This window comes from Aliivibrio wodanis (genome assembly GCF_052920805.1).
In genome coordinates, this window is record NZ_JBREXA010000002.1 from 1,811,622 (window position 1) to 1,825,235 (window position 13,614).

Annotated in this window: 8 protein-coding genes and 1 pseudogene; 7 read left to right on the forward strand and 2 right to left on the reverse strand. The window is 38.2% G+C overall.

Going from position 1 to position 13,614, the window contains the following annotated elements; translation table 11 throughout:
• Position 1: 1 nt before the first annotated feature.
• Both ACU5DF_RS16310 and erpA read right to left on the reverse strand, forming a co-directional pair.
• Entirely contained in the window at positions 2-1,114 is a 1,113-nt protein-coding gene (locus tag ACU5DF_RS16310) for an efflux RND transporter periplasmic adaptor subunit (RefSeq protein ID WP_446713564.1), read from the reverse strand.
• Positions 1,115-1,252: 138 nt separating this feature from the next.
• Positions 1,253-1,594, reverse strand: coding sequence for an iron-sulfur cluster insertion protein ErpA (gene erpA, locus ACU5DF_RS16315; RefSeq protein WP_045101254.1), 342 nt, complete (start codon positions 1,592-1,594; stop codon positions 1,253-1,255).
• Between the two features lie 233 nt (positions 1,595-1,827).
• Between erpA and hemL the strand changes: the two genes are divergently transcribed.
• The 7 genes and pseudogenes from hemL to ACU5DF_RS16350 all read left to right on the forward strand — a co-directional run bounded on the left by hemL (position 1,828) and on the right by ACU5DF_RS16350 (position 13,613).
• Positions 1,828-3,123, forward strand: coding sequence for a glutamate-1-semialdehyde 2,1-aminomutase (gene hemL, locus ACU5DF_RS16320; RefSeq protein WP_446713565.1), 1,296 nt, complete (start codon positions 1,828-1,830; stop codon positions 3,121-3,123).
• Positions 3,124-3,387: 264 nt separating this feature from the next.
• A pseudogene (locus ACU5DF_RS16325) lies at positions 3,388-4,474 on the forward strand (AI-2E family transporter).
• Between the two features lie 125 nt (positions 4,475-4,599).
• A complete protein-coding gene (gene rsmC / locus ACU5DF_RS16330) occupies positions 4,600-5,619 on the forward strand; it encodes a 16S rRNA (guanine(1207)-N(2))-methyltransferase RsmC (protein ID WP_446713566.1) in 1,020 nt (339 codons plus the stop codon).
• A 163-nt stretch (positions 5,620-5,782) separates the two neighbouring features.
• Complete coding sequence (locus ACU5DF_RS16335; protein WP_446713567.1) at positions 5,783-9,163, forward strand: response regulator; 3,381 nt, start codon at positions 5,783-5,785, stop codon at positions 9,161-9,163.
• Positions 9,164-9,778: 615 nt separating this feature from the next.
• The gene (locus tag ACU5DF_RS16340; RefSeq protein WP_446713568.1) at positions 9,779-11,452 is read left to right on the forward strand and encodes an ABC transporter substrate-binding protein; all 1,674 of its coding nucleotides are present in this window, start codon (positions 9,779-9,781) and stop codon (positions 11,450-11,452) included.
• A 146-nt stretch (positions 11,453-11,598) separates the two neighbouring features.
• A complete protein-coding gene (locus ACU5DF_RS16345) occupies positions 11,599-12,585 on the forward strand; it encodes an ABC transporter permease (RefSeq protein WP_446713569.1) in 987 nt (328 codons plus the stop codon).
• Between the two features lie 2 nt (positions 12,586-12,587).
• Positions 12,588-13,613 (forward strand): ABC transporter permease, encoded by a 1,026-nt coding sequence (locus tag ACU5DF_RS16350; RefSeq protein ID WP_045101247.1) that lies wholly within the window; start codon positions 12,588-12,590, stop codon positions 13,611-13,613.
• Position 13,614 lies beyond the last annotated feature (1 nt).

The following is a 13,614-nucleotide window of genomic DNA, read 5'->3' on the forward strand; positions in this document are numbered from 1 at the left end:
CCTATTTACGTTGAGCGTGAATAAAATCACCATCACGAACAAATCCTTGCCCAACGGTAATAATGTCGACTTCAGCACCAAGTCCTGTTAACCAAATACCATCATCTTCTGCTTTTACTAATTGAATAGGCACAAATTTTACTTTCTGATCACTCTCAGAATTCCCCTCGCTTTGAATAACCGTTTTAACCCCTAAATCTCCAGCTTCATTTAATGCCAACATTGCTGGCGATACTTTTAATGCCGGTTGAAGATCAAGATTTATCTCAACTTCAGCACTCATACCAGCATAGATCTCGGCACCAACATTCGGTATTTCAATCTCAACTGAAAAGGTATTAGTCGACGATGAAGAAACACTAGATATATAACGAACATAACCCTCAACTGAAGACCCATTAATAAAAAAGACTTCTGCTTTTTGGTTTTTATCAATCTGTTCAATATGTCTTTCACTGACATTAACTTCGATAACTAAAGGATCTAATACCACTACCTTTGCCACAGGATCACCACGGCTGACAAAGTCACCGACTTCAACAAAAAGGTGCTCTACAATGCCGTCAAAGGGTGCAGTAATAGTTGTATTCTTTAAGATAAGTTCAGCATTTCTTACACTTGCTCTTGCTTCAGCTAAAGATGCTTCAGCTTGACTAAAAGCAACCTCTCCTTGTAAGCCTTTTCGACGAAGTTCTTTTGCTGCTTTAAACTCTTTCATTCGTACGGAATATATGGCTTTAGCTTGGCTTAAGCGTAAATCAAGATCTGCCATATCTAAATGAGCAATTGGCTGATCTTTTTTTACTCTAACACCCTTTCTAACTAAGAGACCCTCAATTTGAGCGCCAACTTGAGCCCCTAATATCGTTTTACGATCAGGCGCTGTTCGACCATATAATGAAATAGTTTTGTGCGTAGGAACTGACTCGAAATGCTCAACGATGACATTTGCTAGAGGAACTTTTAAGGCTGAATTATCTGACTTTACTTCTGTATTTTCGGCATAGGAAGGGCCACTCATTATCCAGAGAAATAAGCTCAAAAATAAAAAAGAAGAAATAATCCAAGGGCGATGAATAAGATAGAAAAAAAACGCAGATGTATATTTACCCATAGCAATAATCCTTAGTGCTTAGGAGGCCGGTAAACAGTAATACATCCTGATTTACTGTAAGTTTGATTCTCTTTTATACCGTAAATTTATAAAAAAAGGTAAGCAGAGAATACTCAACTTACCTTTTTGTCTCAGTTATTACACACTAAACGATGCGCCACAGCCGCATGTTGTAGTGGCATTTGGGTTGTTAATAAAGAAGCGAGAACCCTCTAGACCTTCTGTATAATCAACAACACCGCCAATCAAATACTGCAAACTCATTGGGTCGACAACTAAAGTTACGCCATCATTTACTAGCGTCATATCGCCTTCGTTTACGTCTTCATCAAAAGTAAATCCGTATTGGAAACCGCTACAACCACCACCTGTAATATATACACGCAGTTTTAGATTTGGGTTTTCTTCTTCTGCTATTAACGTTTTTACTTTTGCTGCAGCAACATCAGAAAACGTTAACGGCACAGATACATCACTCATTTCAACCTCTCAGATTGGTTTCCAATTCTATTTTAATTCTGATTATCTAATACCTGACTGTTTCATTCAAGTATTCAATCTATTGATCATGTCAAACAACGTCTATCAACTCTCATTCAACATAATTATTTAGTTATTAGATGGGGATTAATACGATCAACTCAAGCATTCTGATTCAATTTAGGTACAATAACCGCCAACTGGTCCAATTGATTACTATGAGGATATAAGTAATGACCAAATCAGCAGAACTATTTGCAAAAGCGCAAGAGAAAATTCCTGGTGGCGTTAACTCACCTGTTCGTGCTTTTGCTGGCGTTGGTGGCTCACCAATTTTCATTGAGCGTGCCGATGGCCCATTAATTTTTGATGCCGATGGAAAAGCTTATATTGACTACGTTGGCTCTTGGGGTCCAATGATTCTTGGTCATAACCATGCCGCTATTCGTGAAGCTGTAATTTCTGCTGCACAACGTGGTTTAAGTTTTGGTGCTCCGACTGAAACTGAAATCAATATGGCTGAACTTGTTTCTGAATTAGTACCATCAATGGAACAAGTCCGTATGGTAAGTTCAGGCACAGAAGCAACAATGAGCGCAATCCGTCTTGCTCGTGGTTACACTAGCCGTGATAAAATCATGAAGTTTGAAGGCTGTTACCACGGTCATGCTGATAGCTTATTAGTAAAAGCAGGTTCTGGGGCATTAACGCTGGGCCAACCTAGCTCTCCTGGCGTACCTGCTGATTTTGCTAAGTACACACTAACAGCAACGTTTAATGACTTAGAATCTGTTCGTGAACTATTTGCTGCAAATAAAGGTGAGATCGCTTGTATTATTGTTGAACCTGTTGCAGGTAACATGAATTGCATTCCACCAGTAGAAGGTTTCCATGAAGGTCTTCGTCAGATCTGTGATGAAGAAGGCGCATTACTGATTTTTGATGAAGTAATGACGGGTTTCCGTGTTGCTGAAAACTGTGCTCAAGGTTACTACAACATCAAACCTGACCTTACTTGTCTTGGTAAAGTTATTGGTGGCGGCATGCCTGTTGGCGCTTTTGGTGGCAGCAAAGAAGTAATGCAGTACATTGCTCCAACGGGCCCTGTATATCAAGCGGGTACACTTTCTGGTAATCCTGTTGCAATGGCTGCTGGTTTTGCTTGTTTGAAAGTACTAACAGAAGAAGGTAATGAAAAACGCCTTGCTAGTACAACAAAACAATTAGCTCTAGGTTTAAAAGAACTAGCAAATAAACATGATATTCCAATGGTTGTAAATTACGTTGGTGGCATGTTTGGTTTCTTCTTTACAGATCAAGAAACAGTAACAACTTACGAAGACGTAACTAAGTGCGACATCGAACAATTCAAACGTTTTTTCAATCTAATGCTAAAACACGGTGTTTATCTTGCTCCTTCAGCATTTGAAGCAGGCTTTACTTCTTTAGCTCATGGACCAAAAGAGATTGAAGCAACACTAGAAGCCGCTGAACGTTGTTTTGCTACAATGGCTTCAGAAGCGAAATAAATCTAGAACTATGTAAATTAATGAATGGTCGACTCTGTATTGAGAAGGCCATTTTTATTGCCAGAAATACACAACCATTACTATTAATCCAATAATAATCACAGGAACTACTGGTAATTTTCTTTTTTTATTACTACTGCACGTCTCTTTATCACAACAGCCCATCGTTACTCTCCATTATTCTTGCTAAGCTAACCAAGTACCTATATAACTTAACTAACAATCATTATTTATAAATAGTTAACCGCATCATAAGGGAATAATGTGTCTCATTTCAATAAACTAAATTCTAGCCATTGGGTTTTAATTGCTGCTTTACTTGCCGCTGGTTATGCGTGTTTTCTATTAATTCAGCCTTATTTAAACCCTATTATCCTCGCCTTTATTATGTCTCTTTTATTTGCACCTCTGCATAATAAAATCAGCGAAAAGCTACCAAGTAGTCCAAACAGCGCTGCTATTTTGTCCTGTATGGCATTAACCTTTATCATTGCTATTCCTCTATTTTTTGTATTTGTGGCTATTATTCAACAGGGTGCTACTTTCTCAAAAGATGCTTATCATTGGGTTATTGATGGTGGTATTCAAACGTTATTCCAGCATCCTATTGTTGCCAAAGTGCTCTCTTTTATTAATGAATATTTACCTTTTGACGCAATTGACCCTAATGAAGTGACACAAAAAGTAGCTCAAGTCGCCTCTCAAGTAGGTACTCAAATTGTCGGAATGAGTGCTCAAATTGTTGGTGATGTTACTAACGTTTTAATGAATTTCTTTTTAATGCTATTTGTTCTTTTCTTCTTATTACGAGATCAAGAAAAAATTATTACTGCATTTCGCCATGTACTTCCGCTTTCAAGAAGCCAAGAAGACCGCTTACTTGATGAAATTGAAGAAGTCTCAAAATCAGCAGTTCTTGGTTCGTTTTTAACCGCAATAGCTCAAGGCCTAGCGGGTGGCTTTGCAATGTGGCTGGCCGGCTTTCCTGGTTTATTCTGGGGTACAATGATGGGCTTTGCTTCATTTATCCCAGTAGTTGGTACTGCGTTAATTTGGGTTCCTGCGGCTATTTATTTACTACTAACGAATCAATGGGAATGGGCTCTTTTCTTAACTATTTGGGGAGTTATTATTGTTGGTTCGATTGATAACATCGTGCGACCATTATTGATGCAAGGCAATTCAGGGATGAATACATTACTTATTTTCTTCTCTCTTCTTGGTGGTATTCAGTTATTTGGTTTAATCGGCTTGAATTTATGGCCCTATAATTTTCGCATTAACACTGGTGCTATTTAATATGTATGAGACTGAATTTAAAACATTTTTAGACCAACAAGATAACAATTAATGCATTAACCCTTATCAGATAGAGGCTGTATTTTTTTACTCACATAAACAGCCTCTTACTTTTCTTTTCCTTCCCCTTCCTTTGTGGGACAATCTCGTCAGTTTTTGTATTCTTTCGAGGCCATTATGTCTTACTCAGCTCCAAGTCAAATCACTCAACGTCAACTTGCTTATTTCGAAGGCAAACACGTTCTCATTGCTGGTGAACTTACTGATGATTTCCCACTTGAGTTAGTCAAACATTGTGCTTCAACGTCAATTTTTACTACTAACTACGGCTACTACAAACAGTTTGAAAATAATGACAGCATTGACTGCTATTTTGGTTCAGAGTTAACTGAAGATACCAATGCCGATATGATCTTACTTTATTGGCCAAAAGCAAAAGCTGAGGCTGAGTATCTACTGACTATGCTTCTAGCCAAGCTAGGTAAAGATACTGAAATCGCTGTCGTTGGTGAAAACAGAAGTGGTGTAAAAAGCATTGAAAAAATGTTCGCCGATTTTGGACCTATCACTAAATTTGATTCAGCTCGTCGCTGCAGTTTTTACTGGGGTCAATGCACTGAATCAGTACCAAGCTTTAATCAACAAGATTGGTTTAAAGAGTATCAAGTTCAATTTGAAGAGCACACAATAGAAGTAAGAAGTCTGCCTGGTGTATTTAGCCATGGGGAATTTGATAAAGGATCTGAGTTACTACTACAAACACTACCATCATTGCGTGGACATGTTCTTGATTTTGGTTGTGGCGCCGGTGTTTTGGGATCAGTAATGAAAACATTAAATCCTAAAATTCATTTAGATATGGTCGATATCAGTGCCCTTGCCATTGCCTCGTCAATTGAGACTTTAAAAGCAAATGGTCTTGAAGGTAATGTATTTTCCAGTGATGTTTATTCTAATACTAAAGAAAATTACCAGTTTATTGTGAGTAATCCTCCATTTCATGCTGGCTTAAAAACTCACTATTCTTCAACAGAAGAGTTACTAGAAAAAGCACCACAAAATTTAACTCATAGAGGACAATTAATTTTAGTGGCAAATAGCTTCTTACAATATCCTCCAATTATTGAAAAAGCATTTGGTGAATGTGCAACATTAGCTAAAAATAATAAATTTAAGATCTACTCTGCACAAAAATAATCTAGCACCCCGCCGCAACTTACCATTCTGCTGCTTGATTTTTAACGTAACTTACGTATAAGAAGCAGCAGAGTTTCTCGTTAAAATTTCACTATCACATACTTACTGACACGTTAATTGTGTCAATTCCGCTGAATGGACAACAGTGTAAATCAGGCTTAACATGGATAAAAAACAACACTTTAAACGTCTTCAAAATACGTTAATGATTGCATTTCTTGCATTAAGTATCACCCCCCTATCAATTATCGCTATCTTCTTTCTTCAATCGCACAGCCAAGATCTAGCTACTCAAAGTACTGCTCATCTTGTGTCATTAAGAGATAATAAAGAACAACAAATTACCAATTACTTCAAAGCCAAAAAATCTGAAGTTTTAGGATTCGCTCGTTCAGAGCTTGCCAATGCCAGTGGTGGACGATTTTATGGTTTAATCAGTGCATTCCCACACTTAGGTACTTCTATTGAAGATGCTAGAAAAAATGCACAACTAAGATATATTAAAGGTTCAGGAAACAAAATACGAACTAGCATTCTTCCAGAATTTGATTCATATCTGGGTAGTGAGCGCTATCGCCTTCTTCATAAGCGTTATCATTGGGCATACCAAGAGTTACTCAAGCGATCTGACTTTACTGATATTCTCTTGGTTGATATTGAAGGTAATGTTGTTTATTCGACAAAAAAAGAAGATAACTACGGTACTAATTTATTAACTGGAAAATACAAAGGCACGACATTAGAAGAAACGTACAGCAAAGTACGTGACATAATGGATAAGCCAAATAATAAAGATAACATACCTGTTATATTTTCAGATTTTTCTAATATTAATAATGAAACTATTTCTTGGTTTGCTGCACCTATCGTTCAGCAAGGTTATTTGCATAGCTTTGTATTATTTAAACTACCAAATACAGGTTTAGCGGCTCTTTTAGATAATAAAAAAGAAAACAACTCAACCAAGACCTATTTTGTCGGGGAGGATTCCTACTCCAGAATTAATAATAGTGACACAGAAAAAAACCTATCGAGTAACATGATATCGGCTCTTTCTGGGGAGACAAGTGTCGGTAGCTTTACAAATAAACATGGGGAAAAAGTATTGGCTGCCTTTACGGCAATCATTATTGATAATCACATTTGGGGATTATCTGTTGAATTACCTGAAAATGAAGCCTTTGCACGTATTCAGCAATTAGAGCACATTTTTATTATTGCAATGATCATAGCTATTGTGAGTGTAGTAATTGCTTCTCACTATTTATCTAACTCTATTACCGCTCCTTTATTAAGATTAACTTGGGCCGCTGAGAGAGTATCGGCAGGAGATCTCGAGCAAGATATGATCAGTACAGATCGTAAAGATGAGATTGGGCGCTTAGCGGTTAGTTTTGCTCGGATGCAACGCTCTATTCGAGATAAAATTCAACTAATTAAAGCTCAAAATGAAGAATTAGAAGCCAACATTACGCTAATTCAAAATAAAAATCATGAATTAGAAGCTGCAGATAAACTAAAAGATGAATTTCTAGCAACAACATCTCATGAACTGAGAACGCCATTACATGGCATGGTTGGAATTGCAGAAGCTCTTTATACGGGAGAAAATGGTCCAATTGCCGCTTCTCATCGACACCAATTAGAGATCATCATAAATAGTGGTCAACGTTTAACTAATTTGGTTAATGACCTGTTGGATTATCATAAAATGCGCCATGGTAACCTAGATATTAATCGTCATGTTGCTGATCTCTCATCTGCAACAAGTCTAGTTTTAGAGTTATCACAACATTTACTTGGGCATAAGTCGATCCGTATTATCAATCAAGTAGATAAATCCTTGCCATCAGTTTACGCCGATGAGCAACGTCTTGAACAAGTCCTATATAACTTAATTGGCAATGCTATTAAATATACCTCAGAAGGTAAGATTGTTATTTCAGCTAGCGTCGTTGACCAATTTCTACGAGTGCAAGTCGTTGATACTGGGCACGGTATTCCAGCCAACGAATTAGAACATATTTTTGAACCATTAATTCAAGCAGGACATGACTCGAATCGCTATCGTCAAGGCTCAGGGCTTGGTTTATCTATTAGCCGCCAACTGATTGAACTAATGGGTGGTTCTCTATATGTAAGCAGTCAACCAATGGTGGGAGCGACTTTCAGCTTTACTATTCCTCTGGCCACAAAAGAGCAGATCCAACAACACAAATTACTTTCTAAAGAAGATATTGCACATTACCAGACACCTGAAAACCTAGAATACAATCTTGAAGAATTAGCAGAAGAACTTCCAGAAAATCCAAATGGACCTCTTCTACTGGTCGCTGATGATGAACCAGTAAACTTACAGGTCTTAAGCAGCTTTTTGAAGCTAGAAGGCTATCGTGTAAAAACAGCCAATGATGGGCCAGAAACCTTACAAGTCTTAGAAGAAGAAAAACCAGAATTACTTCTTTTAGACGTAATGATGCCTGGTATGAGTGGCTATGAAGTTTGTCAGACTTTACGAAAAAAATACGACCATTCACAGCTTCCTATTATTATGTTAACAGCCTTAAATCAAACTCAAGATCGTATTAGAGGGTTTGAATCAGGCGCTAATGATTATTTAAGTAAGCCGTTTAATAAACAGGAATTAGCAGCTCGTATTAAAGCCCACCTTCAAGCAAGCCAAGCTGAGGTCTTCCTTAATGAAAATAGTCGATTACAACAAGAAATACGCCACAGAGAAAAGGTAGAAGCTAGTTTACTAGAAACTCAATCTCATATACTTGAACAACTAAACCTTGCTCATGAAGCCATTATTTGTGCTAAGAATGATGGCAATATTCAGTATGTGAACCAATCTGCGGCTAAGTTATTCCAACGAACTGAAGAGCAGCTTTCTCGTTATTCTATTGACGAACTTATCGCCAAACGAAGTTTACTTGAAAGTAAGCAAAATTACCGCGGTAATATTGATGTCTATATTGATGGTGGTATAGAACAAATTAATGCTGACCTTTTGCATTTGCCAGCAGAATCAGGGCTAGCATTAATGCTTATTGTTAGTCATAAACATGAAGCTAGTGAACAACGTATTCATGACCTAGAAAATGCAGTAGAAGCACTCTCTGCATTTGCCTTTGAAGGGGATAAACAAAAATTAAATTCTTTATCTTTGGTTGATGGAGACATAGCTCAGCTTGTGACAAAAGCAAATGAGAATAAAGAAGATAAAGGTGTAATCATGCGAGAACTGATTGTTGATGGTATGACTTCAGGGCTAGTTTACTGGGAAGATTCAACCGGACATACTAAATATACGCTCGCAGAAGAGAGTGGATTATGGCGAGTCTATCTGGATAGAAGTACACTACAAACTCGTACGCTTGATAAGTATTTACGAGTAGAAACACTACCTAAGACACCAAGGTGGCGCACGGTAATAAGTACATTAGAATATATATTAGAGCATTGTGACAAACAAAACCCACAACGGGATAAACTAATTAGAATAAAAGATAAGCTGCAAATTCTTATTTTATCCAATTAGAATCTTATTCTTTAGTGAACAAAACCTGCACTTTTTAGTGCAGTTTTTTTTATTCCAAACTATCTTTACGACTAAAATTAAGATGGTTAACTCTCATCTAGCTTGCATAGAAAAACTCTTTATTCCTACATAAAATCACTTCATCCTACTTTTGTCGTAATAATGAGAAGCCACTCACAACAAATCTTCACCCATAATTTTAGCAATTAAATTAATGACAGAGATCACAAGTGACGTCTATCACTCAATCAAAAGATTGATCGACAAGCCATATAAAAAAAACAACCGTAGGTAAGTAACCACTAACAAATCAACTTATGGTACGGTGTTTGTGTGGCTATTGTCACACTACAAATTTAGAGTAAAAAACGAGCTACAATAAAGAAAGTAACGTTTTTAACGTTAAAGTTGGGTGTTTTGCCGTTTTTAACGGTAATGGAAATTGACGTTTTAGTACGAAAACGGTTTCCTATACATGCCCAAGGCCTACAGGCCACTCAAAAAACATTTAAAGGTAATTTGAAAAATGGATTTGAGGTAGGTCTTAAATGTGTGTTTATCAAATTGATAAAGACGTACATATCGTGAAACTAAAGCAAAGAGTAAGGAACAGCTATGCTTGCCAATATTAAAAAAACTACACTAGCTGCTGCAGTGCTTGCAGCAACAACGGGTTTTGCAGCTACAGATGCTGCGGCACGAAGTGAGCTAACAGTAGTGCCAGATTTCTACCCTACAATGATCCAAAACTTTAACCCATACCTTGCAACTAATCTTCGTACAACAACAGATTTTGTTTACGAACCATTAGTCATCTTTAATGAGATGCATGGTAATAAACCAGTAATGCGTCTTGCAGAAGATTTCCGCATGTCTGATGACCTTATGAGTGTTACTTTTGACATTCGTAAAGGCGTAAAATGGTCTGATGGTGAAAAATTCACTGCTGACGATGTTATCTATTCTTATCAACTACTGAAGAATAAGCCTGAGCTTGACCAACGTGGTATTAACAAGTGGGTTACAAAAGTTGAGCGCCTGAATGAATATCAAGTGAAATTCAGCCTAACAGAAGCTAACTCAAACGTACCTTATGAAATCTCTTTAGTACCTATTGTTGCTGAGCATGTATGGTCAAAGGTGAAGAATCCTACAACCTTCACCAATGAAAACCCTGTTGGTACTGGTCCATTTACAGAAATCGATACATTTACACCACAACTTTATATTCAATGTCGTAACCCTAATTACTGGGATAACGATAACCTAGATGTTGACTGTTTACGTGTTCCTCAAATCGCGAACAATGACCAACTACTAGGTAAAGTCGTTAACTCTGAGCTTGATTGGACTTCATCATTCATTCCAGATATTGATCGCACTTACGCTTCAGCAAGTCCTAATCACCAATACTGGTACCCACCATCAGGCACACAAGCATTCATGGTGAACTTCAAAAACCCTGATGCAGCAAAAAATGAAGCACTAACTAATGTTGAATTCCGTCGTGCTATGGGTATGGCACTTGACCGTCAAACAATTATTGATATCGCATTCTACGGCGGCGGTACTGTGAATGACTTCGCTTCAGGTCTAGGTTATGCCTTCGAAGCATGGTCAGATGAAACAACACATAATAAATATAAAAAATTCAACACTTACAACGTTGAAGCAGCTAAAAAGCAACTAGCTAAAGCTGGCTTTAAAGATGTGAATGGCGATGGATATGTTGATACCCCATCAGGTAAAACATTTGAACTTCTAATTCAATCTCCAAATGGTTGGACTGACTTCAACAACACAGTTCAACTTGCAGTAGAGCAACTTGATGAAGTTGGTATAAAAGCAAAAGCTCGTACTCCTGAATTTGCGGTTTATAACCAAGCAATGCTAGAAGGTACATATGACCTAGCTTACACCAACTACTTCCATGGTGCCGATCCTCACCTATATTGGAACAGTGCATACAACTCTGCACTACAAGACGGTGATGGTATGCCACGTTTCGCAATGCATTACTTCAAAGATGCGAAACTAGATGCTCTACTTGATAGCTTCTACAAAACAGCGGATAAAGACGAGCAAATCGAAATTGCTCATGGTATTCAGAAGATCATTGCTGAAAATCAAGTAACTATCCCAGTAATGTCTGGCGCTTACATGTACCAATACAACACAAAACGCTTCACTGGTTGGTGGAACGAGAAGAATCCTAAGGGTCGTCCAAACATCTGGGCTGGTATTCCTGAGCGTCTTCTACACGTTCTTGACCTAAAACCTGTTAAGTAATATGTAACAACTTTTGCGGTGCATCTCTTGTGCACCGCCTATTCCCCCTTCCCTACTAGCTAAAGGATTGGCGCTTGTCGTCAGGGGATTTTACGTCCTGATTTCCAGGTCAGGCAAATAATATCTGGATGAGTAAGGTGTGAGTTATGGGATTTTTTCTAAGACGTTTATCGTTCTATTTTATTGCGTTGGTCGTTGCTGCAACGATTAACTTTATTATTCCGCGAGCAATGCCAGGTGACCCAGTTACCATGATGTTCGCTAATGCAACAACTCAGGTTACTCCTGAGCGTATCGAAGCTATGAAACAATTACTAGGTTTTGTTGATGGTCCACTTTATCAACAATACTTTATTTATATTAAAAACATACTAACTTGGGAACTAGGTACTTCAATCAAATTTTACCCACTAAGTGTAAATACACTATTAGGTGGCGCATTTGGTTGGTCTCTTTTCCTAGCTGGTACTGCAGTTATTTTATCTTTCTCTCTAGGTTCAATCTTAGGTATTTTCGCTGCATGGAAACGTGGTAGTGCTTATGACACCTTCATTTCTCCAGGGATGCTCGTTATTCAAGCTGTGCCGCAAGTGGTTATCGCCATGCTTGCTATGTTTACCTTTGCCGTCGGATTAAAATGGTTCCCAACGGGTTATGCTTATACCGCAGGAACAATTCCGGACTGGACAAGCTGGGCATTTATTAAAGACGTTGCTTATCATGCAATCTTACCGCTGTTCTGTGCCGCTATTGTACAAATAGGTGGTTTCTTAATTAACATGCGTAATAACATGATTAACCTACTTGGTGAAGACTATATCACCATGGCTAAAGGGAAGGGATTAAGCGAAAACCGAGTTGTATTCAACTACGCAGCACGTAACGCAATGCTTCCAAGTGTTACCGCTCTATCGATGTCTCTTGGTATGGCAATTGGTGGTCAGCTTATTGTTGAAATCATCTTTAACTACCCAGGTCTTGGTTCAGTATTATTCAATGCGATTACTTCTCGTGATTACCAAGTTCTTCAAGGTCAGCTACTTATCATGACTCTGTTCATGCTGTTCTTTAACCTTCTTGCTGACATGTTATATGTTGTTCTAGACCCTCGCCTACGCAAGGGAGGAAAATAATAATGAAAGGCTTAATTAAACTTCTTTCTGGTAACCCTAAATCACTTTTTGGCTTAGGTATCCTATTCATGTTCATCTTCATTGCTGTGTTCGCACCATTTCTTAGCGACCACGCTCCAGATAAACGTACCGGTAAACCACATGAATACCCAAGCTTCGTTGTAACGTCTGCACAAAATAATCCAGATGGTTGGGTTTCTGAAAACTTAGCAACCGATCGTCGTACATTACAGATGTCTAAAAAAGCAGATCACATAATGGGTACTACTCGTATGGGTCGTGACGTTTGGTCTCAACTTGCTCATGGTGCTCGTGTATCACTAGCGGTTGGTTTTGGTGCTGGCTTAGTTGTATGTTTTTTAGCAACTATTATCGGGATCTCTGCTGGTTATTTCGGTGGCAAGGTAGATGATATCTTAACTGCTGCGATGAATATCATGCTAGTAATTCCTCAATATCCATTACTGTTTGTATTAGCAGCCTTTATTGGTGAAGCTGGCCCAATGACTATAGCCCTCATAATTGGGTGTACATCCTGGGCTTGGGGCGCACGTGTTATTCGCTCTCAAACCTTAGCATTACGTGAAAAAGAATTTGTAAGAGCAGCAGAAGTACTAGGTGAATCATCATGGCGCATCATCTTCGTTGAGATTCTTCCAAACCTTATCTCAATCGTAGGTGCAAGTTTCATCGGTTCGGTAATGTACGCAATCATGATGGAAGCAACAATTTCATTCCTAGGTCTAGGTGACCCAAGTACGATCAGTTGGGGCATCATGTTGTACAACGTACAAACGTCTTCATCTATCTTAATTGGCGCATGGTGGGAACTCATTGCTCCTTGTATGGCATTAACACTTCTTGCTGTCGGTCTTGCAATGCTTAACTTCGCTGTTGATGAAATTGCTAACCCACAACTTCGTTCTCACAAAGGAATGAAGCGTTGGAAAAAATTAGCAGCTCAAGATACGACTGAACGTAAACCAGATTTAGCTAAACCAGAATTAAATTGGAACAGGGAAGATTGAT

What these genes read in the sequence shown, in the direction of transcription:
- ACU5DF_RS16345 (WP_446713569.1), top strand. Translation starts at nt 11,599, where the DNA reads ATGGGATTTTTTCTAAGACGTTTATCGTTCTATTTTATTGCGTTGGTC.
- erpA (WP_045101254.1), bottom strand. Translation starts at nt 1,594, where the DNA reads ATGAGTGATGTATCTGTGCCGTTAACGTTTTCTGATGTTGCTGCAGCA.
- ACU5DF_RS16335 (WP_446713567.1), top strand. Translation starts at nt 5,783, where the DNA reads ATGGATAAAAAACAACACTTTAAACGTCTTCAAAATACGTTAATGATT.
- ACU5DF_RS16310 (WP_446713564.1), bottom strand. Translation starts at nt 1,114, where the DNA reads ATGGGTAAATATACATCTGCGTTTTTTTTCTATCTTATTCATCGCCCT.
- ACU5DF_RS16340 (WP_446713568.1), top strand. Translation starts at nt 9,779, where the DNA reads ATGCTTGCCAATATTAAAAAAACTACACTAGCTGCTGCAGTGCTTGCA.
- ACU5DF_RS16350 (WP_045101247.1), top strand. Translation starts at nt 12,588, where the DNA reads ATGAAAGGCTTAATTAAACTTCTTTCTGGTAACCCTAAATCACTTTTT.
- hemL (WP_446713565.1), top strand. Translation starts at nt 1,828, where the DNA reads ATGACCAAATCAGCAGAACTATTTGCAAAAGCGCAAGAGAAAATTCCT.
- rsmC (WP_446713566.1), top strand. Translation starts at nt 4,600, where the DNA reads ATGTCTTACTCAGCTCCAAGTCAAATCACTCAACGTCAACTTGCTTAT.